22 protein-coding genes and 2 tRNA genes are annotated in these 26,202 nt (G+C 52.0%); all 24 read right to left on the bottom strand.

The window, feature by feature from the left end; translation table 11 throughout:
* Positions 1-68: 68 nt before the first annotated feature.
* The 24 genes from DW037_RS06850 to loaP all read right to left on the bottom strand — a co-directional run bounded on the left by DW037_RS06850 (position 69) and on the right by loaP (position 25,631).
* A tRNA-Ala gene (locus tag DW037_RS06850) sits at positions 69-141 on the bottom strand.
* A gap of 367 nt (positions 142-508) precedes the next feature.
* Positions 509-1,666, bottom strand: a complete 1,158-nt coding sequence (locus DW037_RS06845) for a hypothetical protein (protein WP_147329332.1) — start codon at positions 1,664-1,666, stop codon at positions 509-511.
* 369 nt (positions 1,667-2,035) lie between these two features.
* A tRNA-Val gene (locus DW037_RS06840) sits at positions 2,036-2,110 on the bottom strand.
* Positions 2,111-2,254: 144 nt separating this feature from the next.
* The gene (locus DW037_RS06835) at positions 2,255-3,058 is read right to left on the bottom strand and encodes a DUF3825 domain-containing protein (RefSeq protein ID WP_117629374.1); all 804 of its coding nucleotides are present in this window, start codon (positions 3,056-3,058) and stop codon (positions 2,255-2,257) included.
* 336 nt (positions 3,059-3,394) lie between these two features.
* On the bottom strand, positions 3,395-4,180 hold the full coding sequence (locus tag DW037_RS06830; protein ID WP_117583155.1) for a hypothetical protein: 786 nt from the start codon (positions 4,178-4,180) through the stop codon (positions 3,395-3,397).
* 124 nt (positions 4,181-4,304) lie between these two features.
* Complete coding sequence (locus tag DW037_RS06825; RefSeq protein ID WP_117583154.1) at positions 4,305-5,168, bottom strand: hypothetical protein; 864 nt, start codon at positions 5,166-5,168, stop codon at positions 4,305-4,307.
* A gap of 441 nt (positions 5,169-5,609) precedes the next feature.
* Entirely contained in the window at positions 5,610-6,710 is a 1,101-nt protein-coding gene (locus DW037_RS06820; RefSeq protein ID WP_117629373.1) for a hypothetical protein, read from the bottom strand.
* A 241-nt stretch (positions 6,711-6,951) separates the two neighbouring features.
* Positions 6,952-8,745, bottom strand: coding sequence for a hypothetical protein (locus DW037_RS06815; protein WP_117629372.1), 1,794 nt, complete (start codon positions 8,743-8,745; stop codon positions 6,952-6,954).
* Between the two features lie 40 nt (positions 8,746-8,785).
* A complete protein-coding gene (locus DW037_RS06810; protein WP_147352017.1) occupies positions 8,786-10,333 on the bottom strand; it encodes an RNA-directed DNA polymerase in 1,548 nt (515 codons plus the stop codon).
* A 520-nt stretch (positions 10,334-10,853) separates the two neighbouring features.
* Positions 10,854-11,495, bottom strand: coding sequence for a hypothetical protein (locus tag DW037_RS06805; protein ID WP_117629370.1), 642 nt, complete (start codon positions 11,493-11,495; stop codon positions 10,854-10,856).
* Between the two features lie 193 nt (positions 11,496-11,688).
* Complete coding sequence (locus DW037_RS06800) at positions 11,689-12,240, bottom strand: hypothetical protein (protein ID WP_117629369.1); 552 nt, start codon at positions 12,238-12,240, stop codon at positions 11,689-11,691.
* A gap of 9 nt (positions 12,241-12,249) precedes the next feature.
* Positions 12,250-13,557: a nucleotidyltransferase gene (locus tag DW037_RS10515; RefSeq protein WP_147352016.1), complete on the bottom strand. Its 1,308-nt coding sequence runs from the start codon at positions 13,555-13,557 to the stop codon at positions 12,250-12,252.
* A gap of 627 nt (positions 13,558-14,184) precedes the next feature.
* On the bottom strand, positions 14,185-15,573 hold the full coding sequence (locus DW037_RS06795; RefSeq protein WP_117629368.1) for a Gfo/Idh/MocA family oxidoreductase: 1,389 nt from the start codon (positions 15,571-15,573) through the stop codon (positions 14,185-14,187).
* A 28-nt stretch (positions 15,574-15,601) separates the two neighbouring features.
* Positions 15,602-16,393 carry a hypothetical protein gene (locus DW037_RS06790; RefSeq protein ID WP_117800192.1) on the bottom strand — a complete coding sequence of 264 codons (792 nt, stop codon included), beginning with the start codon at positions 16,391-16,393 and terminating at the stop codon, positions 15,602-15,604.
* Positions 16,394-16,404: 11 nt separating this feature from the next.
* A complete protein-coding gene (locus DW037_RS06785) occupies positions 16,405-17,250 on the bottom strand; it encodes a phosphorylcholine transferase LicD (RefSeq protein WP_117629404.1) in 846 nt (281 codons plus the stop codon).
* A gap of 12 nt (positions 17,251-17,262) precedes the next feature.
* Positions 17,263-18,333 carry an alanine--glyoxylate aminotransferase family protein gene (locus DW037_RS06780; protein ID WP_117629366.1) on the bottom strand — a complete coding sequence of 357 codons (1,071 nt, stop codon included), beginning with the start codon at positions 18,331-18,333 and terminating at the stop codon, positions 17,263-17,265.
* Entirely contained in the window at positions 18,326-19,162 is an 837-nt protein-coding gene (locus DW037_RS06775; protein WP_117629365.1) for a phosphorylcholine transferase LicD, read from the bottom strand. Before DW037_RS06775 ends, DW037_RS06780 begins: the two co-directional genes overlap by 8 nt.
* Positions 19,155-20,399 carry an oligosaccharide flippase family protein gene (locus tag DW037_RS06770; protein WP_118373049.1) on the bottom strand — a complete coding sequence of 415 codons (1,245 nt, stop codon included), beginning with the start codon at positions 20,397-20,399 and terminating at the stop codon, positions 19,155-19,157. The genes DW037_RS06775 and DW037_RS06770 overlap by 8 nt, the downstream gene beginning before the upstream one ends.
* A gap of 869 nt (positions 20,400-21,268) precedes the next feature.
* Positions 21,269-22,324, bottom strand: a complete 1,056-nt coding sequence (locus DW037_RS06755) for an EpsG family protein (protein WP_117800194.1) — start codon at positions 22,322-22,324, stop codon at positions 21,269-21,271.
* A complete protein-coding gene (locus DW037_RS06750; protein ID WP_118373047.1) occupies positions 22,321-23,415 on the bottom strand; it encodes a glycosyltransferase in 1,095 nt (364 codons plus the stop codon). Before DW037_RS06750 ends, DW037_RS06755 begins: the two co-directional genes overlap by 4 nt.
* Before the next feature lie 12 nt (positions 23,416-23,427).
* On the bottom strand, positions 23,428-24,198 hold the full coding sequence (locus tag DW037_RS06745; RefSeq protein WP_117629359.1) for a glycosyltransferase family 2 protein: 771 nt from the start codon (positions 24,196-24,198) through the stop codon (positions 23,428-23,430).
* A gap of 3 nt (positions 24,199-24,201) precedes the next feature.
* On the bottom strand, positions 24,202-24,438 hold the full coding sequence (locus tag DW037_RS10895; RefSeq protein WP_118373046.1) for a sugar transferase: 237 nt from the start codon (positions 24,436-24,438) through the stop codon (positions 24,202-24,204).
* Positions 24,420-25,031, bottom strand: a complete 612-nt coding sequence (locus tag DW037_RS06735; protein WP_158571957.1) for a sugar transferase — start codon at positions 25,029-25,031, stop codon at positions 24,420-24,422. Before DW037_RS06735 ends, DW037_RS10895 begins: the two co-directional genes overlap by 19 nt.
* A 54-nt stretch (positions 25,032-25,085) precedes the next feature.
* Positions 25,086-25,631: an antiterminator LoaP gene (loaP, locus tag DW037_RS06730; protein ID WP_233505667.1), complete on the bottom strand. Its 546-nt coding sequence runs from the start codon at positions 25,629-25,631 to the stop codon at positions 25,086-25,088.
* Positions 25,632-26,202 lie beyond the last annotated feature (571 nt).

Genomic DNA, 26,202 nt, shown 5'->3' with positions numbered 1-26,202 from the left:
CCTTTGACCTTGTGTGCCTATATGAAAAAAGGCTCCAACTTGCGTTGGAGCCTCATTCAATGCTCGGGTGGAGACGAGGGGGATCGAACCCCTGACCTCTTGACTGCCAGTCAAGCGCTCTCCCAGCTGAGCTACGCCCCCGTGCGAAGAAGTACTATACGGGAACTCGGACCACGATGCAAGGACAATTTTGGAAAATTTCGCAGTCGCGGCGCGTTCCGCCATCCGCCCAACGGCCGTCTTGCCGGCGCCAGGCCCATTACCGGGGCCGACCGCGCCCCCGCCGACCCGGCGATTCCAAAACCATGCCGGTTTACGGGGCCAGGCCGGGAACCCCCGAGCATGCCGTAATCGGTAAAATCAAAATCGCAGGTAGGCGACTTGCGCATTCCGTGAAATGCAGGGTATGGACGGCCGGTCCGGGTCCAGCCCCGTAATCCGGCACAGTTTTGAAATGACATTAATTCACTAACAGGCAAACTAGGTAGTTCTAGCGCCTTGTCGCCGGCTAATTTCCGATTTCCAACCAGTTGCACAAAACATTTGCTCGCAGTCTCGTCTCGGCGCACTTCATTGCCTCAGTTTTGACTTTATAGCGAATCCCTAAACGGTCGCAGACACTTCTGACTATGGTGTCTAGCTGCTTTGAATCGTTGAGCATATCGTGAGTCACCAGGAATACATCGAATCCCATGCTCTGCAACGCAGTCATGCGTTCCGCATCGTGGTCAAGTATTGCACCTGAACCATGAATGACTTCACCTTGGATTTCGATAATTGCCCCTTTCATAAGAATCGGATTTACGATCACGATATCGCCGTAGCAGACCTTTTGACCTGCGATGCTTTGCGCCGATATGGAAAGAGGAGTTAAGTCGTTGGCATAAACGTTCGTGAAGCCAGCGCCGCCAAGACGCCGCGGACGGTTTAGAAGCAAGATTCCTGCAACCTCGAGCGGAGACGCAGCAATGCCGATAACCTGCTGAGCGGCATCATAAAACTGCTTTCCCCACATTTGACTTTTGACCTTGTCGGCGAAACGATGCAGGTCGCTCAGCTCGATGAGCGGCTTTCTCATCCAGAGAGAAGTACCTTTGAGTTTCGTAACCTCTCTTCCATCTTCACGCTTGCTCGTTTGGCTATCATTATCTGGGTCCTTAACGGTTGCGCGGGCATAAACTCGTTTCCAAGGAACCTCGTCTTCGCCTTCTCCAAGTTCGAACAGATCCTGCGTGCTGGAATTGCGATTCTCCTCTACCGCCATTTTTAACTGCATTTCGGCAGCGGGAGCCGGCTCGAAAACAGAAAACCAACCGCAAAGTTCGTACATAGCCAGTACGAGATCTATTTGGGATACAAAGCGTGTCATAGTAAATAACGTGTTAAGCGGATTGGTGACACAAAAGCCTAAATTAGTGTCGATTGTTGTGCCGGCATCCGATGCCCCTTCCCAGCGAATAGTAGAGCGCAATCCCGAGTGGTGATTACAACAACCTGGCGAAGTAACAGCGATAATTGGGGTCTTGAGGACTTCGGTTACAAAAGGGGCTTGGGATAGAGCTCGCCAGCCGTCTTCGGAGTTGGGCAGGCGCGGGTAGAGATTGCGCACCTGCGGTGGGCAGCGCCAATAGCGGAATGCAGTGTTTGCGCAGACGATATCGTCCATTTGCGCCTCCCCTGGTATCGGCCGTAGGCCGTGCGGATTGCGGGCAAGGTCGATTATCTACTGGCGCATCATGCGGGTAAGTACGGGTAGCTGACCAAACACTGACCAAAAGCTTGACGCAATCTATTGAAAATCCGCCATAGACATGAACGTGCTGGTACGAGCTGTGAGCCAGTGGTCTCTGTCTCCACAATTGCGCATAGATTGCGCAGAGAATTCAATGAATGAACGCAGATGCACTTTTCAAAACGTGCGATGACGACAACTAAAGTGAACTGCATAACATACAACGCTTTAGGTAAATTCGGTTCGATTTGGCATCATATGAAAAAAGGCCAGAGGCTTAACACCTCTGACCTGCGCTTTTGATGGTGGGCGATACAAGATTCGAACTTGTGACCCCATCCGTGTGAAGGATATGCTCTACCCCTGAGCCAATCGCCCGTCGCCTTTCGGCAAAAGAGATACTAACATAGCCGCGCGTGGTTTACCAAGAACTTTTTGCCCTCGATTTTAAATTCGTGGGTGCTAGCCAAGCCAAAACAATCAAAGCAATCTGAAAAACCGCAGCTAAACCACCCTTTATCGTTAAATCCACGAGGTCTCGGGACGGCAGATAAGTCGCGCGTTGTTGTAGGCCATGTCGAGCGTGAGGCAGGTGCGTGCGGCGTAGAAACCGTCCTCGCGCTGGATGGTCAGCGCCAGCTCGGGCTTGTCGCCGGTTAGGCACAGCGGCAAGAGCAGCTGGATCCGGCCGCCGTAGAACTGCGGCACGGCGAGTGTGTAGTTGGCGGCGGCGCGGCGGGCGGCCTCGACGACGGCACCCTCAAAGGCGCGGCGCAGCAGCAGCGAGTTACCCTCCCCCATCAGGCTGGCAGGAATGCGCGTCAGGTTCTCCTCGTCGCCCAGAATGTGATCGATGTTGGAGCGGATGGGAAGGCGGTGGTCAAAGACCAGCTCGGAAGGGTCCTCGGCAAAGCGTACGCGGCACGGCAGGTACTCAAACGAGACTAGCATGGGGTCGCTTTCCTTAAAGGAGCCCTTCAAAAACCAGTGCTGGTGCGCGTCGGGCTTGGTGTTGGGCTCAAACAGGCCGTAGGTGGTCTCGTAGCGGCGCGTGTGCAGGCCGGTGTTGAATAGGCAGCGGACGTCGTCGAACACCAGCGGCAAGTTGGACGGGGCGGTCTGGTCCACGTCGCGCTCGGTCAGGAACACCGCGCGGCTAAACGAAAACGACAGGTAGTTTTTGAGGATGCGGTTGCCGGGGCCCCAGTCCTCGGGGTCGGCGAGGTCGACCAGGCGGTCGTAGCAGGGCTCGGGGCAAAACGCGAAGTCGTACACATTGCTGCACAGGGTGCTGGGGATCTCCGTGTGGTGTCCAATCCATTTCATAACTGGAGTGCGGATCCTTAGATTCTATACGCGCGACAGGTCGCCGGCTCGCCACAAAGCAATTGCGACCTTGCTTTTTGACGAGCTTGTCGCGGGAGTGGCTTTCGAAAACGAGGTCGCGGATCCAAGCGAAGTGCGGAGTAAAACCAAGGCCCGTCGACCAGACCCCGGTTTTACGCTTTTGCGACATGCGTTTTTTAAATAGAGGATGTGTTGGGGCTGCTATGGCTGCCATGTAATTTAAAAACAAAAGACCGCTCAACAGATAGGGGTGCCCCGGCATTGGCCGGGGCACCCCGTCTCGGAAGCCATATTGCTTACCTTTAGATCACTTGACTATTTACGAAAAGCAAGGAAAACCGCCGCTGCGATGCATATGATGCCTATCACGAGCGGAAGCCACGCCTTATCTTCTTTATCCTTAACAAGAAAAGCCTCAATTGCGGACGCAAGGACCAGGAATCCGCCGATAATCAGCAGATCAAGCGCAACGAAACGGACGGTCGTTATATCGGAAGAAACCCCTCCGGCATTAACGTTCACAAGCGTGAAGATCGCGGCAAAAATGGCGAAGAGAGCCAGAACATTGCCATAGATACGAGACTCGATGTTGGCGACTTCGTTCTTTTTATCCTCGACCTTTTTGAGCTCTCCGGCATAGACGTCGGAATAGTCGGCAAGCCCATTAAAATTGAGCTCATCGGAAAAGGCTCCATGGTAAGGATGAGCAACCGTGCCTTCGACGCGCTGGAATGCGACTTGCGCGATACCCTTAGATTTATCAAGGGCAATCGTGTTGCCGCTTACGTTTGTAACACGGTAGAACAGCCGTGTTCCATGACCGGGGAAATATAGCGGCGCATCCAAAGAAAGCCCCTGGCGAATGCGCGAATTGCGTAAAAGAACGCTAGCGGTCAAATCGTTGGGCAGCGCGATACATTCAACGCAAGAGACAAAAGTCGAGTCTCCAGGGCCAAGTTCGACCTCGGATTGCTTGCTTTCGTTAACGTAGAACCCGTCAGTGCGCAAGTCATACGTAACCTGTCCGATGTTCGAAGCATCGGCATTGAGCAGCACCTTGCTGTCGATGAGCTCCTGAATCTTAGTATCGCTCAAGTACATATGAATCACTTCCTTAGGACAACGAGTATAGCACTGAGGTATTGCGCTGGCGGCTGTCCCCAAAGGGGACATAGGGGAAGAAGTTTGAACACATATTTAAGGCTCGGACACGTGGTTGCGATTCCTATTCCTCGTCCGGAAGTAGAAACCTGGTATACATCTGAAAGACGGCAAGAAGAAATAGGTCTTCCATGGTCTCGATTCTCTCGCCATCGAAACCGCCGGGGCACCCGTAGTCCTTATCGTTGGCCTCGTCACCAGAGCCGTAGGTCGCCGCGTAGAATGCAACGGTTAACGCGAATCGGCAGGCCTCAATCTCGGAGCTCGATTCGAATTGATATTCATTTTTCAGATAGGAAATGGGGGCGAAGGAAGCGACCCTGGATTCGAAGGCCTCGGAAAGGACCTTACGGATAAGGTAATCGTACCCCGGGGAACAGCTATCAGGGGGCAGAAAGGAAGAGTCCAGGCACTCAGAAAGAAGGTCAACCCGAGGTTCTGGCAGCCTCTCCCCCGCATACCTTTCGAGGCTGCGAAGCACGTATTTCCCATCATCATAAAGAACGGGTTCATCTTCTGGGAAGCGGTCACGGAGGGCGGCTTCGACTGCGGTGATGCAACGGACGAACAGGTCATCCTCTCCCCTGACCCGCAAGTCAAGATTGCAGTATTTAAGAATTAGATTCTGTACCTCCGGCACGAGACAACAAAAGTTCCGGTACATCTCACGTGAATAATAAAAAAGGTCATTGTGCATGGCGGCGACAGCGCAAAGCGGAATTAATCCTCTGTCTGAGTAATACTTCGAGATAAACTCGATTGCCTGCGCCTTATTCCCTTCGGCGTGTCTGCGTTCGTCTCTTTCGTCCTGGCGACGCTCGAATTCCTCCATGCGCTTGCTCTGGCAACACTGTTTCTTGCCAATGATGGCTGTCACAATTAAAGAGATAAACGCGCATATTAATTCAGCCAATTCGTTCCACTTCACAAGAAACCCCCACAATACTTAATGGTGTTGCAATTCTATATACCAAGCAATTCTACGCATGGGACGTAGGCCTCGACCGCAACAGCCGGATATACGCAAAAGAGGGGTTAGACCATACTGCTTGCACTATAAATGAATTCAGCGGATCTAAATCCGCCTTGCGCTCGACCCTGATTGTTGCATTGCGGTGCTCTGTGTACTGCCGATATTGCGCTTGGGCACCGGAGCCGACATAAGTCCCGGTGCCCTTTTTGCTGTTTGTGATCTGCACCACCTTATTGTTGAATTCTTTTCTCCCGTATATCAACCCGGGTCTCGTTGCCGCGATTCAGCCCATGGACGCGTCCGTATGGCCTCTGCCTTCGATAATTGGGCGCCTATAAGCAAACAAGCAAATAGCAATGCCTTGTGGATGTCCCTTTCTTCCAAATGGCAGCTATCTCAACAACGACATGCGGCAGCTAGAAGCATTGTACCAAGCAGGAAAAGCGTCACGGAAGCTGCGACCCAGTTGTTGTCGCCGGTCTTGGGGAGTAACGCAGTTGTCGCGGTGGCGGTTGCGGTCTTGGGCTTATAGGACGTGGACACCGTGGTCTTGGTTACTGTCGTTGTTGTCTTGGTTGTCGCGGCCGCGGGCTTCAGCGAGGGATTTGCCGTGGGTACCGTGGTGGGCTCTCCGGTAGCGGGGTTGGCATTGGCGGGAGACTTGTCCGTGCTATCGCCCAGCACGTCGTGTCCATCGGTCTCCCCCGCCGGAGGCGTGGCCACATCGGGCTCAACCACCACATGCGGTGCCACCGCACCGGAGGCGTCCACCACGCCGCTAGCACCAAAAGCCCCACCAGCAGGCGTCACAAACCGCGCAGATACAAGTGACCCGCCCGTGCTCGCAAGGCCGCCGTCGGCACCGGTCGCATCGAGCCACGAGGCGTCGACGGAAAGCCGACAGCCGGCCGCACCGTCGCCAAGGCCCGCATCCTGCAGACACACGCCGTAGGCGCGCACGCCCGCTCCGGACCCGGCGCCCGCGGCGACGAAGCGCCCGCCGCCGCGCACGGCCATATCGCCTGCGATCACGCCGGCGACCGCCTCGTCCGTAATATCGGCCCCATCCGCCCGCGCATCGACGGTGCATCCGTCCACCACGAGCGCCTGCGAGACGTGGATCCCGCACTGTGAGCCCGTCGCCGTCAGGGTCCCGGTACCGCGAAGCGTCAGGTTGCCCCACACCTCCATGCCGCACAGCGTGATGTCCGCATCGGGCGCATGCGACTCCGTCACGGAGTTTTGCCCGGCAAGCGTCAGCACCAGGTCGCCTTCGGCGCCGATGGCCTCCCCCGCGTAGCCGTTAAGCTCCAGGTGGTCGGCATCGGTCCAGGCCCAGCCGGGGCCCGACACGCCCGGCTCGTAGTACGTCTCGCCCGCGATGATGAGGCTCTCCGCGCCCGCGGCATAAGAAGGCCCGCCCAGCAAAACGCATAGGCAGGCCATGGCAACAATCGCAATGTAATGACGGCTGGTGTGGGACTCGGCAGCAAACATACCCGCTCCGATCTTCGCAGGAGCCAATAGAATGTGCACCAGAAAATGCCCTGGTAGCAGCAGTTATTAGTTTAGCGAGATCAGACGATGAGCAAAGAATAAAACCGTGATCAACTCCCAAAATTAGGTGTAAATCGTTTTGCCAGTCGGCGAAAGGAAGAATCGCCTCGAGTCGATTGGCGTTCATAAATTCCTAAGTCTGTAACAAAGGACCCTTACAGGTTGAAATCGTAAGAATAGCCTACTTTGACAATTGCTTAAAATCCTGAGCTGATGATTCCGCAGCCTCAACCATTGTTAACCAATCGTCTAATTTTGGAGGACGAACGGTCCATAAAGTATCTCGGCCCTTCAGCACATCTTCATTTGGTGGAACCATTGCACATATAGCTTTGTTTCCGTACTGATCATCTGGGCTTAAGACTAGCTTACGTTCAGAATCTTTTATTTGGTCTGCTGAGCATTCTGAAGAACCAATTACTAGAGTAGTCTGTGCAAAACCGCAGAATGCCTCTTTGCTTCCAAGCTTAACAGCTATAGGCTTAATCCAGCGCGCTAAAGAGGGGTATTCAAAGTTTGGGACTTCATCCCCTTCTAGATTAAACCCATGTGATTCCCAACTATATACAATCGTTTCGCCATCGAGCAGTCTTGCTGCATCTTTAATATTTGCGACTTCTCCTTTAGTGATTTTAAAATAATCAGGGAAAGGCATTTCGCCGTCCGCAGCCCTGTTAATAGTTTCTAACGCAACCGCAAGACCGTATATGGCATTTACTTCGGCAACCACATCATCCCTGAGGCCGAGATAAAAATAGAGAGCACTCGTGCCATCGATTCGAAGCTCCACTTTTTCATCTTCGGCTTCGCTTAAGAATCGATAAGTTCTTACTACATCTCGAGAACGCTTATTGAGTAATTTGTTAAATGAAAACTCATAGTTAATCGTTCCGCCGGACTGGCTGCCGATCCATTTAAAGCTCAATCGAAAGGTTTCCGTCGCGTCATGGGCAGAAAAGAAAGCTCCCTTCGTTCCATGAGTGGCCTTATCAACTATTAGATGTAGTTCACCACAGCCTTCCCAGAACAACGAAGCCGACCTTATGCAAGTTGATGTGGGCAGATCAAGGGTCTTAATGATTCCCTTTCGAATACCATCGCAGGAACGTCCAACGGGCAATTGGTAGGCCTGATCAATCACTTCCGCCGGCAACGAAGTGAAGGGCATACCATACTCGATAAAATTTTTGGCCTGTTCCTTCTCATCGTCAGTCCCTGCAGTGATTTTCAGTGAAAACCTTAATGGATGCAGCATTGAAGCAATTGGCGTCTTTTCAATTACGTCGATTGCGATTCGACCTGCTCCCGGGGTTACTAGAATTTGGGACATAACAACGCCAGGGGCACATGCGCAAAAATCATCGCGTTTGTCGTATTCTGAGAGCACGTGAACTGAATATGCATAGTAAGGGTCCAGTTTATCAAGATGGGAACATAGATCGCGCAGCCTATTTTCGAGAATGGCTGGATCGCTGCAGTCTGGAAGATTGGCCATGGAGAGCAGTTTCGCAGCATACTCAGAGACCTCTTCTTTTCCATTTGAAAAGTAATAATCAATTACTTCTGGGTGTTTGGACGCCCAGCCATCAACTCTTGAAAGGCCATCCCAGACGAATTTTGTACCAGAAGTTTCAACCAGCTCCTTAGCCCATCTTAGATTCTCATTTGTGGGATCTAATGGCATAACAAGATGCCAGCTATTTATTTTTACATGCAAATCGACTGTGGTTGCCGATAATTCCTGCCACGAATTTTCAATCTGAGCTTTCTGGCCGTTTTTTAGATTTTCAGCAAATTTCTTAATTTGATATATGTCGACCGTTTCAGCATCAAGGTAAACGATAAGGTCAATTCCTCCATCGCCCCTAGAAGGTCGAATTTTAATGGCGTCTCGCTCTTCAAGAGAAATAAACGTCGCAAGAACTGACTCGATATCCTCACCTGAATATCGAGTCCAAGGGATACGTCCAGTCATCGCTGCACCTCAATAGAAGCTAAATAAAAAAATCCAATCACTAATTTAAATATTCGGGTTTAATGAACTTGATTCCCCTCTTTTTAATGGCCCTCCACTCATCAGACGGTAACCACTCTTTTGATCGAATATGATAGAGAAAAAGCCACATCTCTTCAAATTCACGCCCTTCTATTGGGAATTCCTTAGCATGCTTTGTAAGACGATCAAGCAAATATCCATCGCCAAAATGCTTGGCGTAAAGATAGACGAATAAGTATAAAAGACAGTCATTAGCCCTTTTGATATCTTCAAAATCGGGCATATCAACCTTAAAATCGAACTTAATTGCGTAGTAAAGGCCGTAGCAAACCGAAAGGTGATCACCGTGATTAAGACAATCAGAGATAATAACCTTTGAGAGACACTCAATATAATCTTTGTCCATACTCAAAGGCTCAATTATTGCTTTCTCGAATGACGGCAGCAAATAAGGAAATACGATTGCAAGGTGCATAGCATAGTCCCGAAAATAGGCTTTTGCCGAAGGCTTTAGTGAGCGCGATGCGAGCATTTTGAACGCGTATAGCAGTATTGAGGCATTATTCTGGTAAGAAGGAAGAAGACTGGTCGCGTATTCCAAAAAAGATGACACATCTTTGTAATCAAGCGGGTCCGATTTATTAGGTTCATTGCGCCTTAATGAATTTACCCAGCCATTAGAAAGCGCTATGGGTAATTCTAGTATTTCAGTTTTCTTCTGATTCAGTGTTAGACGAAACTTGGACAGCTCTTCCTGCAACGAGATGATGAACTGCTCGGCCTCGTATCGCGATGCGACATAACAATTGTAGTCATCGATATTTCGAATAAATCTATAGCCTTTGTTAAATAAACTAGCATCGATAACTGTGAGAATTAATTCTGAGACAACATTGGAAGCGTGTGGACCGATAAGTAATCCGTGGGTTTCGCCGTCGCACGCCTTTTGAAGTAGTCCGTCAATTTCGTTCGCCCAACCGCCCCGACGGGAACTTCTATTTTGCTTTGCGTTATCCCTTCCCATAATCGCCCAAGGCAAAGAATGCGTGTATATACTCGGAAAACAAGTGGAGATGTCGCATTTCACGAGGTATTTTTTACCAATAAGAATAGTTGGTTCAGGGTTAGGATCAGTCATCCAGTTTGAATAGTTCATTTGGAATATTGCTTGCGAATCGGGAATCACACGAGGATGAATCCTGCTAACTGCATAAGGCTGCGGTAATGTGTATTTTTGAACGTGACGGACTATATCGCCCCAATTGTCGGCTAAACCGCGGACGAGTCGCTCGTAGGTGAAGGGGGTTGGTATGCCGAATTTTCGATATTGTCCATTGCACCGAATGTAATTAAATCTAATCCACTCTGAGCGTGAATCGTTGCTTGCCATTTTGCGATTATTGCAATACGTAACAAATTGTTCTGCCGAAAAAATCGGCGGTAGTTTGTCGGCAAACCATCCGGCAAGCATTAGTCCGTTATAAACAGCATCTTCGGATAACTCTTGCCAATATGCCCAGTAAGGCTTGGAAGGAGCAAAGAGCTTGTCACATAATTGAGATTCCATTGCCGACCTTAAGATAGGCTACTTAATGAACAATAGTTTAATCAAATAGCTGCATAGATATTTATGAAATACTTCAATTTAGAAGTGTGAATCACATTGAAATTGCTGTAATTAATTTAAAGGATTTCTATGTGCCTGCAGTCAACCTATTAATACCGATCCGATTGCTTATACTAAATGCTGGCTCGGGTCTACGTAACTAATACGAGCCAGTTATATTGCTCCTATTATATTGAGGTCCGAGAGAAGCGGGGCCATCGCACTCCCCAGATGTCGCCAAACAAGTCCTTCGCGTACGCCCTGTCTCTGCTACGAGCTTGTCCGTTTAAGTAGGCTTTATCGTGCTCCCGTGACGCATATCCTTAATGTAATTACTTCTATCCTAAAAGTCCTCCAACGGCAGGCGAAGGCCATCATATGAGCCACTAGAAACGGCCAAACTGCGTCACGAGATAGCTTGCTTGGACAATCGGTAGATACGGAGTGTTGCCACTAATCGACATGTAATCTATCCATTCTCTCAGCGCCATATAGGACCTGCTAGTTGCATTTGGCGCTGAATTGCACCTCTCTTGTTTAGCTGGCATAGAGTTTTGTATGATGCGGCAAGAGTGTTTTCTCTTTCAAAGAGATCTTGCCGTTGATCGGGCTCATCTAACCTTTCAGAAGCCTGTTCAAGCGTCCATTGATATTCCCTTGCATTCTTGAGCATCTTATTAAATAGAATCTGATACTGATACATTGAAAACAAAAGGGATTGATAATCTTCTATGAATTCGGCAATTGCCTTTCCACTCTTTCCCTTGAAGCAAAATCTCGCCTCCATGGCGAGCGATCTCATTTCATCAAGCTTTAAATGCAATTTAAGTTGAAGGTCGGCATCTAACACCTTATTAATTGAGGCTGAGATTGATTGCAGGTACGTGGTGTTAGTCAGCCATACAAATAGTAGGTCGATTGCCATTTGCGGTTCGTCGTCATGTTCCAAGTTCTTCGCGTTTTTTGCGTAAACGCTCATGAGATTATCGACGGTTATCCATATATTTAAACGTCGATTGAATAGAGACTGTTTATTGCTGAGACGAGCCTGGTAACAAGAAATGAGCAACGCGATGATTGCCACAATCGCTGAGATGTACTCAGGTAAATTTGTTAGGTTCATTGTCTCCTCCGCAGCCAAAAATCAATTGGCAATACTACAATTATCGATCTGCATTCAGGATTCTCTGACAATAGGAATTACGTTACTGAGGTCATTGATCGTAGTAGAATATCCGATTGATTTGAAAGTCGTTCCACATCGTAGCTTATGCTGTTAGTTGATTGGTTATATGGGCTGTTTAGGGGATAATTCCCTAATTGATATCCTTTCCTTTAAACGACGTGGATAGCATCATCAGAAGAACGTCGTTGACCATTCGTCCCCTGAAGTTGCAAAGCGCGGTAAATGAAATCATACTAAGCAGTTTCATGCCCTGCTCATCGATCCTTCCTTTTTCAGGAGGGCAGTAGACGATTAATCCGCACTGGGGCTTTTTACCTCGGACAACAGCATTGAATTCTTCGTTGCTTAGATATTCATGAACAATAATCATTAAAAGCGCTGATTGAGCTTCATCAAGGTGTTTGTTGGTGACATGCTGAATATTTCTTGTTTTAATAAGGCCGGAATTGACCAAATCTTTTCGAATGTCATTAAAATCATCAAGTCCTGCGATAATAGCGATTTTCTTTGCGAATAACGCTAGCCCGAATCTGATCAGGGCTTGAGTAATGCCAGCAAAAGATCCCGCGGCAACTACCAACAGTGCGATGAACCCAAATACTGAGCAGATAGCAGTTATGCAGTCACGGGCGCTATAAAAGATTTGTAGGAGCTGTAGTATTATTTCCAACAATTTATCCATATCAATTATCTACTCCACATTAATGAAAAACGGACGGGTCCATCGTACGCAATAGCCTTTACACACAACAAAGCACTGCACGATATGTTTTCCGGTATAGGCTGTTTCTTCTCGTCTTGAAGTTTTCCCTTCGTTGGGAGCTTCAAAGCCCCCACGCTGACAGCATCGCATAGCCTCTTCACCGGTATTGGTGATCTGCCATCTTACACGCCCGTCTTTAATTGGGCTGTATGTGACTTTATATATCACTGAGGACCCTTTCGGAACCGCCGGCCCATCATTTGGAAGATTGATTTGTTTGCCCGAAGGAAGAGTGGCAGTTGCAGTGATGGTTGCATTTGGTTTTTGAGATTGCAAGGGATACTTCAGCTTTTGTCTATGGGTAACGGACAACGCGCGTTCCTGTGCAATTCGCCTCGTTCCAGCTGCGTAAGATCTCGATTCATTCCCTGCTGGGAAATTAATGCCAAGAATGGTTCTCCAAATATCGTTGCCAGTGCCTTTTTCTGCAAGAAGATCAAGTTGTTCGATCAGTCTATTTGAAAACTCAAGGAAGTCGTTGTGTTTGTACTTTTCCGCTAGGTTATTTTCGCAAAATGCGGGATCTTCGATAAATGGAGTGTTGCCAGAACTTAAATCTTCTGAGTACGCTTCTGACAAATTGGCCATTGTTTGCATTACACGCTCTTCAATCGTGAGGTGCGGTTCTGGTAAATTATCAGCAATCATTTTCTCAAGAGTAATTCCCTTTGGATATTTGACATTCGATGGACAGTTTTCTCTTCGCCACCATTTAAAAATTTTCACCAAAGGCTTATATGCATTTTCATACCCTTGATTAACTTCTGTTGTCCAAGAAATATGTTTCTTCGGATCAGTTCGCTTCCAAGTGCCTTCCTTAGATGATCCAATATTAAGAAAACCGTTTTCATCTCTGACCAAGGGCACAACATCAAGATGGAAACTTGCCATATCTATACCGACAGAATGATTTTGAATAGTCGTTTTTTGGTAACAGCTGCGTAGTTTGAGGGCCTTTTCAAGCTCATTCAATACAAAAGTCGGAGAATCGTTTGTTGAACGACTAGTTTCGATGACAACGTCAATATCGCAGCAATCCGAATTCTTTTTTGGACGAATGAACGTTTGCTTAGCGTAAGATCCTGACAAATAGCTGTGAACATAAATATGTTTATAGCTCTCACAAGTTTTCAAGTGATTCCTAAGATTCTGGTGAAGTCTGCTTGCTTCATCGATAGTAGATTTACTTGGGTTGATATCTTTTAGAAAAGACTCGAAGTCGGTACTGTTTGCCACAATTCTCCAATTCAAACGTATGTTCTATTATAAGTAATAATATTCGAGTAGATTAATTTATGTGACATCAATTTAAATACTGATTCGAATCTTAGATTGATAGTTTCTGCCAGGGTGTTTTTGGTTTTCCATTTATGAAATCGACCCCTGAGGATCTGTTTTACTCCTCAAGGGTCGATTTCAATTTATATATCAGTTTAGAAAACAGTTGATGATTCAGAGACCGGAAGGCCCCCGAAGATCGTGTCGAAAATGTGAGCCTGATTCTAAATCAAATTATGTAGTCATCATGACCCTAGCATAGAGTCTTTTATTTGGTTTGCTTAACCAAGTACCAAATAGCGAAGACACATTCAAGTGCTTACGGAGGGTTACGTTGGTTCAAAAGTTGGCTTAGTCAATTTTTGAACCAACGTAAGTCAAAACTCATGGAGAGAGTTTACGTGGAAGTAGCTAAATTTCGGCTTCCGTTATTCGCAAGTTGCTGCTTGCGTTGTAGTTAAATCAATGAAAGATAAGCATGCAATTGAGATGCTGACCGCTATCATCCAGACGAATGATAGTTACCACTCCCCCATGCTTCAGATTACGGCATGAATAATGCGCCGAGTGTATATCTAAGCGCGGCTATCTCGCTACGCCTTCACCACAGGTGTCGCTCCCGAGCTTGATAGGCGACAGTTCGATGTGGTCTTTACTTGCGTCGAATTGACCCAGCAGGCCAGCTATGGCGGCGGATACACTATCATCGATGTAAAGACCGCATTTGCCTCCACGCTCAGCTGCTCGCGCGAACTCGACGAGCTCGTTTCGAATTCCCTCGCCGTCAAGCTGGAAGAAATACCGCTTGTTTTGAGAAGGATCCTCTTTGCGTACCTCGAAGTAGTCTGTTTTCCACCAGGGAGCGGGTACGTAAATGTAGCCATCCGTGCCGGAAACCACAAGCGACCCCTCAGATTTAGCCGCCTTGCCGAAAACCGCCTCGCCGTAGCCATCCTCGAATGCCAGTCGGATCTCACCAAACGCGTCAAAGCCAGCGTGACCTTCAAGGTCGGCCCTTACAAAATCGGCTGATTGATAATTAGTTCCGAGTAGCTGCAAGATGGGCAGCAACGCTGCTGGACCCCAGGCTTTGGAGCTCGACCACTTGCCCTCAACGCTCGAGATGTCCTCACTGCCAAGATCAACAAGGCTGGTGCATACAGCGCGCACCGACAGAACTCGTCCAATGTGACCACTCTTGGCGAGCAGAAGCAGTCGATGGTAGGCCGTTGAATACGCCGTCTTGATCGCGTCGGCCAAAACGAGGCCCTTTGAGCGTGCGAGCGCCTGCAGTTCCTGGCACGCCTCACGCGTTGAGGCAATGGGGCTCTCACATAGAACATGTTTGCCCGCCTCAAGCGCTCGCTTAATCTGTCCATAGTGCTGATTGGGATGCGATGCAAGGTAGATTGCGTCGCATCGACCGACTATCTCATCGAAATCATTAACCTGTTCGACTAAGCCACAGCCTGCGAGGCTTCCATCACTGTCGATCATCGCGCAGGTGGGGTCAACGCCATTCACGAAGGCACTTTCACGCAGATACTTCTCCACTAGCACACGCTTGCCCACGTACCCCATTCGTAGATGTCCACTTTCGGCGCGAAGCTCGGTGCTCGAGACGCCTTGCGTGCGATCAAGGTAGACTACCTCACAGTATTCCCTGAGATAGTCGAACTTACCAACCCAGTCAGAGCCTACGGTGAACACATCAATTCCCATACGTCTGATGTCGTCAATCTTCTGGCCCTCGTACTCTTCAACGATTACTTCGTCAGCAATCCCGAGCTCTTGGACAGAACGCATGCGCTCGTTGAGGGTTTGGGAAACGTTAATCTTCCCGCGCACCTTGTCGAAGCCATCGGCGGTTACGCCCACGACCAGGTAGTCGCCGAGCGCCTTGGCGCGTTCCAGCAGGCGCACATGGCCCCGGTGCAGAAGGTCGTACGTTCCATATGTGATCACTTTCCTCATGGGCCTCACCTTCCCTTTCGTGGCTTGTTTAGTAATTGCCGCAGTGCTCGAGCTTCGCGACGTGGAAGGCTTTCTCCCACCCATGGGCCTCGTACCAAGGCCACAGTGGCTCTATGTAGCAGTACAGCAAAGGTATGAGGCCGCGCGCGGCCACTTCGACGGCCAGCGATGAGAGCACCCGCGCCCCGACACCCTTCTCCGCGCCAGGGCGTGCCTTGAGCCCGGCGCAGACGGCAACATCGTCGGACTCGGCATAGGTTGCCATATGCGCAGCAATTCCTTCGCTATCCCTAATGACTATGCTCCTGCAGCCCTGAAGCCGCTCTCTCTCACACAACTGAGCCACGAGCGCGCTGACGTCGTAGTGCTTGCCAATCTCCTCGTCGCCGCAGATGAGCCTGGCTATCTCAGGATAGTCGGCCTCGGTCGCCCTGACCGCCGCGGGGTCTGGTACCTGAGTTCCGTCAGCCCGCATAACCCACCCCTCAGACAAACTGTAGTCGGCGAGCACGGTGGCGAGCTCTGCCGCTGCACTGTAAGAGGTCTGGACCATGGAGGGGTCCATTTTCTCAACGAGGGTCGCGACGGCCCGGATTGCGCGGTGGCCTGCCTGCCCGCAGAAGACGACCTGGAGTCCGTCATAATATCGGTAAACGACCGCTTCGAGTCGGCTTTCGTCGAAGACCTCCCAGCACGCAACGTTGTCGCCCTCGAACCCGTAGGTCAGCGCATCGATAAGTGCGTAGGGGTTTTCAACGCGCTGACCTTCCAGAACACGCCGCAGGCCCTCGTCCCAGCAGGCCACTTTCTTCACATTCACGTTCGTTTTCCTTAAAACTCGTAGCTCGATACCGGAGAGTGCTGCCCTCGGCGGTCCTCGGGCGGCAACTGCATGTAGTCGCCATAGATGTAAGTGAGGATCGCGTCGAAGTCACGTGTCCCCATCAAACGTTTCCCTTCGAACTCGTACTCCGACAGGTCCTTAAACCACTCCTTAGGCATCGCGTAACGCTCTTCGAGCGGATTTTCTCGATAGAGGGTACCGGTAGCTGGAAACAGCAGCGTCCTTACGCGGTTGGGGCTGTCGTCCGTGCTCTTGCGCTCCATTGGAGCGGCTAGAGCATAAACCGCCTTTGCGGGTATCTTGGACAACAGCGAGAACCAGGCCCTGAGCGGAGCCGACACGCGGGGGTCGAGTCTGCCGACCTCAGACCATAGGACCTTGCGCAGGCACATGCACCAGAAGTCCTGCAGAATTTGGCCGCCCACACCAAGAGGCACGTCGTCCATGGGGAACACGTCGACAAAGACTCCTGTTTTGCACTTCAAGTGCTCCTGTCCGACCCTCACGTACTTCGTTCCGGTGCGCCTGAGCTTGCCGTACCCCCACCTGTATTCAGGATCGCTCAGATGGTCCTGGAAGAAACAGATGGACGGGTCCATCTCATGGGCGACAGAACGGAACCTCTCGTAGTCCTCACGAAGCATTGCAATATCAGCATCATCATCCCAGGGGATATAGCCCTTGTGGCGCACTGCGCCAAGGAGCGTCCCGCCGAAGATTGTGTACGCAATCCCGTGAGCGCGACACACGCGGTCGAACTCCACGAGCATGTCGAGCTCCAATAGCTGCATGCGCCGGAAGTCCTCTCCTTCTATGACCTTTACCTGTTTCATCTGCGCCCCCACCTAGAACAGACCCTCGGCCGATAGCGAGGTCAGGCAGTCGATAAGCCTGTCGTTGTCCTCCTCTGTGATGGCACCGATGTGCCCGATGCGGAACACCTCGTCGCACAGCGCGCCTCCGTTTGGGCACAGCCACATGCCGTACCCGGTTTTGGCGCGCTCGATGATTGCCTTTGCGTTGCTCGCGGGGCAACGGAGCGCCGTCACTGCATTGGAGGGGTTCTCGGGGACCATCTCGAGTGTGGTGCTCGTCAGGGCGTCGCGCACGGCCTTCGCGCGCGACGCGATCTCGGCGCGCTCCGCGTCGATCCCGCGCGCCTCGATCGACCTCAAACGCGCATTGATCTCAAGCAGCGTGTTGACAGCAGGCGTCCAGGGAGTCTGCCCACGCTCGCCGTTGCGCAGGGCTTCCTTTAGGCTCAAGTAGGAGCAAACCTCGGGATTCTCCGCTACCCTTTCCTGTCCGCGCGGCGAGAGAGCCATGATGGAGATGCCCGGGTGGCAAGCTAGCGCCTTTTGCGAACCCGTCAGCACCACGTCGGCGCCGAGAGCCGCCATGTCAATCTCTTCGGCGATGAACGCGCTCACTGCGTCGACGATCAGGGCCATCCCGCGCTCGCGGCAAAAGTCGGACAGGAGGCTCATGTCGTACAACAGTCCTGATGAGGTCTCATGCATGTTCACGAGCAGCGTACCGCAGCTGAGATCCACTGCGTCTTCGAGGTTTTTCCGCGCTATCTGGTGCCCGAACTCAAGTTCGATCTCGTCGACGGTGTGCCCGTGCAGCTGGCATAGGTCGACGAACCTTTGTCCGAAACTGCCGCCATTGACCACTGCAACTCGTTCAGCGGGCGCTAAAACACTCATCACAGCAGCTTCCATAGCGCCTGTGCCAGAAGCCGTTAGAAACACGCAGCGTGAATCCTTGGGTGCGGACAACAAGTCCAACATAATGCGCTCGTTCTCTTGCATTACCTGAGAGAACTCTGGCGTGCGGAAATAGGGTGCGCTCTTGGCTGAAACTTCCAGCACCTCGCTGGGACTCATAACCGGACCAACGGTGAAGTTAAGCATCTGCATTCTCCTTTGTTTCTTCGTTCACGCACCATGCCTTCAGGCAGTGCGTCTGTCTTTTGTCCTCCGGCGGCAGCTGCATGTAATCCCCGTAGCACTTGGTCAGGTATTCGTCCCAGCAGCCCATAGCGGGGAGCATGTGCTCCTCGAACTCAACCTCGACCATGTCCTCGTAGCCTTCCTTGGGAAGCGACCACCCGTGTTTGGCCAGTCCGAGTACGCTGCTGACGCGGCTTGCCGCGTCATAACCAGGCTCGGTTGCAACGCGCTCAGCCATTGCCATCATCTTCGTCTTTGCGTGCTCCGGATTAAGAAGCGCTTTGGCTGCGTTCTTTATGAAGCGTTTTCCCATTGAGTCCGAATTATGATTGGCGCTCGACCAAACGCTTGCACGCGAGGCCTTGTTCATGCGGACTTGCATGCGTTCAATCTCGCTTTCGTTAGAAGAAACGCCATCCATAACGAAAACATCTATCCAGAGCATTTGATCCATTACCCCTTTATAGGTAGGCTCCTGAGCTCTAATACTTTCGGTGCAGAACTTGCGCCAGGGGTAAACAAACGGGCTGTTCTCGGGGCCAACGAGCCTGAGTCCAGCCGGCAACTCGCCAGCAAGCGTTGCAAGACGATCGTAATCGGGGCGTGGCATACAGACGTCGATATCGTCATCCCAGGGGATGAATCCCTTGTGGCGAATAGCGCCAAGCAAAGTGCCGGCCGTAAGCGAGTATCGAAGGCCGTGTTCGGAGCAAAAGGCATCAAACGCTTCAAGAAGCTCCAGCTCCTTCTGGTGTAGCTCTTCGATAGAGAGTGGGTTGATGTTACACATGCAACTTTCCCTTCCTTAAACATTCAATCAGCGCAAACCCCCTGGTTCCAAGTAGCGCGACCTCGGCTATGCAGCGGATTACGCAGATCGCGAACAAAGATGACCGGCCGAGAAGCGCCATCGCGAGGAGCAGAGCAGCGTTAATAACACCGGAGGCAACAGTCGAGGCGGTAAGTTCGTTGACCTTACCCAAAGCGCCGAGTACCGGCCAGCCAATCAAGATCGAATAGAAAGAGAGCGGCAGGACAGGGCTGAGGGCAACCATGACCCAAGAACCCGCAACGTAGCCCTGTCCGCCAAGTAGAAAAAAAACCTGCGGGGACAGCAGGCAATACGCAACGGTGCCGACCAATAGCGCGGGAGCTGCCATAATCGCCATCTTCCTAACAGCGCCCAGATCCCGATGCGCCACAACATGGGGATACAGACTGCTGGATATCGGAGAATAGAGCGCTTGAACCGCGCTTACGGTTGTAAGGGCGAGCGACCAGTACGCAATTTCCGTCGGGTCGGTGAGCACGATTCCCACGACGAAAGTGGTGAACCCCGAGACAAGGGTGGTGCCGATGTTCGACACGCAATACACGGCAGATCTCTTTAGCTCAGCCAAGGCGTTTCGGAAGCCACCGAAGGAAACCCGCACGCCGTAGCGGGTTCGAACGGTCATGAAGCTCCAGATAAGCGCTACCAAGCCGCCCAGGGCATCCGCAACTGCGACGAGCAGAAGATCCTGCGGTCCATGGACCACCAGAAGAGTCAGGCCGACCGTGATCACCTTTGCCGCGAAGAAACGCGTGGTTAGCGGCTCCATGTCCTCAAAACCTTGAAACATGAAATCTGGTAGCAAGGCCCTGAGCACGGTGGAGACATAGGCAATCAGTACATACCCCATATTGTCCCAGAGCAGTGGGATGAACTGGGCGACGACCACGACGACCGCGCACAGGCCGGCGGCGAGGAGAAGACGAGCGAGCTCTATGGAGCCGAGCAGGCGTGAAAGGACCTCGCAGTTGTCCCTCAGGTCGACGACTTGCTTTGTTCCGGAAAGCATGAAACCGAAGTCGGCGAGCGTCTGGACGATTCCCATGAACGACAACACGTAGGCATAGACGGCGTAGCCACCCGTGCCCAGCACGCGCGTGAGGTACGGCACGAGGATGAGGGGGAAGACGTACTTAAGTACTTGTAATCCGTACTGCCAAATCATGTTTTTGGCGAGTGTATTACTGCTTTTCAATATCTATATCAACCCAAACAAATTTCAGTTTTCGTTTCTATTCGAGCTAAAGCGCAAGGCAATAAAGAGCGGGTGCCTGAGCCCTTAAAGCGAAAGCGACGCCAGCCGCCAGAGGACGCTATTGACTTCCAAAAGAACCTTCTCGGGATGGTCCATTTTTTTCGAGGAACGACTTGCACTTTTCCCCGGCGACCTATTCGCCTTCATCAACTCGCTAGCCAAAGCAAAAACGCAGCGAGATTCCCCGTCAACGAGCGCGACCGTGAGGTTTGCAAACAAGAGGCTGAGCTGATAGAGGGTCTGGTCATACATCCTCTGGTGAAAAGGAAAGCCCAATGTCCGGCGCGAAGCAAGCATGGCTTCGATCGTGAAGTACCTGTCTACAGACCTCTTGCTCGACAGGCTGTTCGAGGTTAACAAGTCAACTTGCTTTCGGTATGTGTAGTCCAATTCGTCGATGGTCGCCCCCTGAACCTCAGCACGATCATTTATGCCTGCGCAGTGTCCTCAAACCACACATCTTTGAGGAACTCTAGGCCTTGCCGCGTCTCGCGACCGAAGATCCTCCCCATGCAACGCCGCTCGAGTGTTTCGTCCCCACAGCAATGACCCGCCCGAGCTTGCCGATATAGCGGGGAATAATCACGGTGATGTCGACCAATGGTGTTGCAGGTCATAAGTCGTGGAGCTCGGGCGAGGAACGTTATGTGGTGGCCGAAACCCGGGTAAGCGCCCCCTGGCCACGCAGATTCAGGAGGTCCTTCCGAAGCCCCTTGCGTATCGCAGGCGAGGGGCTTCGGAAGGACCGAGTGCTTGGCGATCCTCCCGAGATTGTTCAACACTAGTCCCATTTAACAATCCTCATGAACCTAAACAAGTTGCCAGAAAAAGGAAAAAGGAACGACACCGTGCCATTGCGGCCGGTAGACCATAATTACTACAAAGAACACGGCCGTAACTGCGCATATGCCGTAAACGAGGAGGAACTTGAGCTTCGTATCGATCTTTCGGAATCGCAGCGCCACGTATAAGGCAAGGAAAAACGATGTAAACGTCGTCAGCCTCTGGAAGATGTTCACGAAGCAAGCGAGGAACTGGAAGACGACCTGGAGCATGGATCCATGGAAAAGAACCCTCTCCCCCCTGTCGTCATCCGAAGCCCCCGCCCCAAACAAATGGGAAACGACAATCAGTAAAGCGTCCATGGCGGTCATGATCGGCGCCGCGAGCGCATTCCCCCCCGACCACGAGGACATGCTATACGTCGAGTACTTGTCGAAGTTCTTCCCAATGAAGCTCCACACGAAATCAGGGGAAAGGGCCAAAGCCAACGCGACGACGCCATAACCCAGCATGACTTTCTTTGTCGGTGCGAGCGCCGAGAGCGGAATGAGCGCGAGCATGACGATGGCGGTCGAGTGAAACAGGGAGCCGAAAATGACCGCCACAGCGAAACGGATCCTCTTCCCGGACTCCAGCCAAGGTATCGCCGCGATGATGATTGCGGCGGCGATACCTTGGCGCATGAGGTTCATAAAGGAGGCGTACGTCAGAAGTGTCACATAGAGGAAGAGTGCGAGCACGGGATTGCAGTCCGACTTATAGACCACATACCCGACGCAGGCGGTCATGACTGCACTGGTGAAGAGAAGAAGGAGCTGCGGATTGGGGCTGACCGCGTTCAAGGCCCGGAGGAGGTACAGGAACCCGGTTTCATACCAGGAGTGTGCCATCCACGCCGTCAGGTAAGCGTTCCAGTACTGGAGCGTATCCACTCCGACCGCGTAGCTTCTCAGGCCGGAGAGCGCGAATAAGACCAGGCAGGCCAAGATGATAAAGCCTCGTCTCTCAGCATCCCCGCGCGACACGCCCGTGATTACACCGAGAACGAGAATCACGACTATTTCCATCAGATAAATCGTCATGCGCGCCCAATCACCTTTAGATAATCGGTTCGAATCGACTTGGCGATCGAGGGCCACGAAAACAACTCCGCAACGCGACGTGAGGCCAGGGCCATCTCCGCATAGGCCTCAGCAGAGCTGGCGGCGACGACGATGGCTTCCCGCACGGATTCGGGAGAAAGGTCGCAGACCCATCCGGCTCCCTCGGCGAGGATGACGTCGGACATGTTGGTACCCGGGGTGACCACGCACGGCAACCCGTAGGCGCACGCCTCGAGCAGGCCCATCGGCATCCCCTCGTAGCGTGATGTGAGGAGAAAGATGTCCGCGGCGCGCAGAACCGCATCCTTCTCATCCCCGTATACAGGGCCGCGAACGGCAACGACGTCTGAAAGCCCCGCGGCCTGTAGCTTTTTCTCCATCTCGTTTGAGAAGCCGTTGACGGAGTTGCCGTAAATCGAGAGATGGAAGCGCGGTGAATCCGCGCAAGCATTCAACGGAGTAAGCGCTTCGAGGAGGACGTCCAACCCCTTTTGATAGGGCTCCACTCTGCCAACGAACACAATTTCGGGCACGTCGCCATGCCACGACTCCCGATGAGGGCGCTCCTTGGGCACCTCTATGCCGTTCGGCTCGATGAAGCTGTTCCGGTTCCATTTCTCACCGGACTCATCGCGTTCCTTCTCGGTAAGGTAGTGGATCGCAGCGGCGCCTTGAGCGAAACGGTTGTAGAAAACGGCGTTGCAGATTCGTTTCTTAAAGGTTTTCTTCCCCTGGTCTCCGCTCGTGAGGGCGCAGTGCGGCTCAATCACATATGGTATACCCGAAGACAGCACGCCCAAGAGGGTCGCGTTGGGATGAAACGCATAAAAACCCTCAAAAACGATTAGGTCAGGGCGCCAGATTCGACTTGTGAAATCTTCAATGTCGAAAGCAAAGTCGTTAGGGTTCCTGTAGAAGGGAAGGCCCCTCCATTCTACGCGCTCGACAGGTCTCATGTTATACCAGACAACCTCTTCGAGTTCGGATAAGGCCCCGATCAGTGCAGGCACACAGTACGTAGGGCCCGCGAAGCCCTCAAACTCAAGGTTCGAGAGAAATAGAATCCTCATTCAGCCTCAATCCTAAATCCTTTTAAGCACCGCGTGCGTCAGCTGCCAGAACAGACAATACGCGGAATAGACTGGGTTTATCTTCTCCACTTTTCGGTAGGCGTTCCACGTGCGGGAAACTGCACGGAATTTATTAGCGGAGCGGGAGCCGCCATGTTTCCTGTTCTTTGCAAGCACCTCGTCGAGGCCGCCGGCTGGAACGCCGCTCTTGAGGACCTGGAGCCAGACGACCATGTCTTCAGGGAAATCGAACGAATCTCCGAAATCGGGACAAACGAGAAGACTCAGGGGTATTTTCGAGAGGTCGAACGCGATGGTATGGCTGCAGGTCACGGTGTTCTTGAGAAAACCGTCGTAGTCGATGCTCTTGGGTACGTGTACGTAATTCCTATGCTGTCCGTCAGACTCAATGGTCTCGTACGAGGTGAAGCACATCCCCAGACCACAATCCCGCATGTACGCAAGCTGGTGATCAAGTTTATCCGGAAGCCATGCGTCATCGGCGTCCATGAACGCGACGAAATCGCCGGAAACGTGTTCGATACCGGTATTGCGCGACTTAGCCGCACCAACGTTGTGCTCGTTGGGATGAACCGAGATTCGACGATCCTTGTTCTCGTATTCCTTCGCAAGTCGAAGAGATGCGTCCGAAGAACAATCTTCGACCACGATGAGCTCCCAGTTCTTATAGGACTGAGAAAGAACGGAGTCGAAGGTCTCGACAAGATACGGCTCAGCATTGTAGAGGGGCATAATGATGGAAACCAGGGGAGAATCGGTCATACGTTACTTCCCCCTCCTCATTGCCTTGAACGTTTTTACGAACACGCGGGTATCCAACCCGAGCGACTGATGGCGCACATAAAAGAGCTCACGTGCTTGCCTCTGACCACTTCTCCACGTGGATTCGTTGCGGTCAGTCGCAGCCCACCAACCGGTGATGCCAGGCTTACATGCGAGCACCTCATCGCGTGCATCGCCGTATTCATACGTTTCCTCAAGTGTTACGGGACGAGGGCCAATGACGGATAAATCACCCGAGGGACGTTAATGAATTGAGGAAGTTCGTCCAACGAAGTGCGGCGAAGAAAGCGGCCTACACGCGTGATTCGGGGATCATCGTCAACCTTCTGTTCGCGCTGCCATTTCGCCAGCTGATCGGGAGTCATGTATTTCTCAGGGTGCTCGTGTGCGTCAGAGACCATGGTGCGGAGTTTGAAGATATAGATAGTCTTTCCACCCTTACCAACTCGCTTTTGACGGAAGAACGGCTTTCCGGGAGAGTCAATCTCAATGGCGACGCATGCTGCTACAACGGGGATGGCCAACACCGCGCAGACCGCAGCAGAAAAAACGATGTCGAAAGCTCGCTTGAAGGCAAAATAGGCAGGCCCACCTTTCTTGGGGGCGGCAGCCTTGGGATCTGCGGCGGGAGCCCTATAGCTTCCCGGCGCCACGAAACCTTGCGCCGGAGCAGGATTCTCCACGGGGAGAGGAAATTCCGTAGCAACAGGAGTCTGAGAGTCTGCCCGCCAATCCCCAACTTGACCAATCAACGCCGCATCCACGGGCACATCCTTTACATATTCTGTTTTATCTGACACGTTCTCTTCCAAGATTTCGTCCCCGGGTCGGGGATCCTCCCTGTCCTTTGCGGAAATCGCCAGCAGCTAGGCGATCGCCTTTTTAAGATTGCGCATGACGCGCTGCTCGTTGGAAAGCACTGCGATGCCAACGCGGGTGGTTACGCGTCGGCCGCACAGATCGAGCTCTAAATAAGCAGTGCTCTTGCGTCTGTTTATGGTTTTGATAAGGCCTTCGTGGCCCAGCAACGGACCTGCCGTCACTACGACCTTGTCACCGTCTTTTAGGGCCTCGCTCATGGGCACCACGCGGTCTCCCCTATGCGTAAAGCCACCAATAAGCTGAACCTCTTCTTTTGCCAGCGGCACAAACTGACCATCCTGGGCAAGCACCCGGGCAAAATCGTCCATGCGCAGCAGATACTGTTGCACGGTGCGGGGATCTGCCGTATCGCAGATGAGATAACCGGGAAAGAGTGGCTTGGTCGTTTTGACCCATTCGCCGTGTACCTTAATCTCGGTTTGAAATTGGGGATAAAAGAGCTCCTGCATGGCGCTCGCCGGCACCATGTGCTCGATGCGCTCGCGCATTACGTCTTCGCGACCGTTAATGACCTGGATTACATACCACACAAGCACCACCCCCTTGCTGTCTTACGTGTGGCTCGCGGGGTTTGGGTATGGCTTCGCCAGGGCGCTTGTGCGCGAAGGCGCTCCATATTCAAACCCTGAGCCCAGTTAGACAAGCACGTGGCTCTGCCCCACCGTGAACGGTATGTATATGCGCAGTTGCTAGAGTCGCGGATGTGTATCGCAAAAATGACCGCGACCCCAGCTGGCTGCGTGCGAACCAGTCAAGCGGGTACAAAACTGGACCGCACGCAAACAGCTGTAGGACTGCTGTGGTTTGCCAAAACAACCAATTACACTGCCGAAAGAGAACTTATAAATAGCCGCAAAACAAGTGCAAAATCGCGCATGGCAATCGATATTGGAGCTCGTGGTGTTTCTGGCACCGCCGTTACGGCCGGATGCTGATCGACCCCGTGCTATGTGGCCTGTTAGAGCCGTGAGCACAGCTGAACTCATGTAACGTTAGGTATCCTAGCACAAGCTGATAGTGAAACTGATTTGGGTTGTGTCGGACAACATATGCGCCTTGATTTTCATCTTCATTGCAACAGACTCAGGACTCAGCGCAACG

It is taken from the genome of Collinsella sp. AF39-11AT, assembly GCF_003474585.1.
GTDB lineage: Bacteria > Actinomycetota > Coriobacteriia > Coriobacteriales > Coriobacteriaceae > Collinsella.
This window is presented reverse-complemented; position numbering and strand designations above follow the sequence as displayed.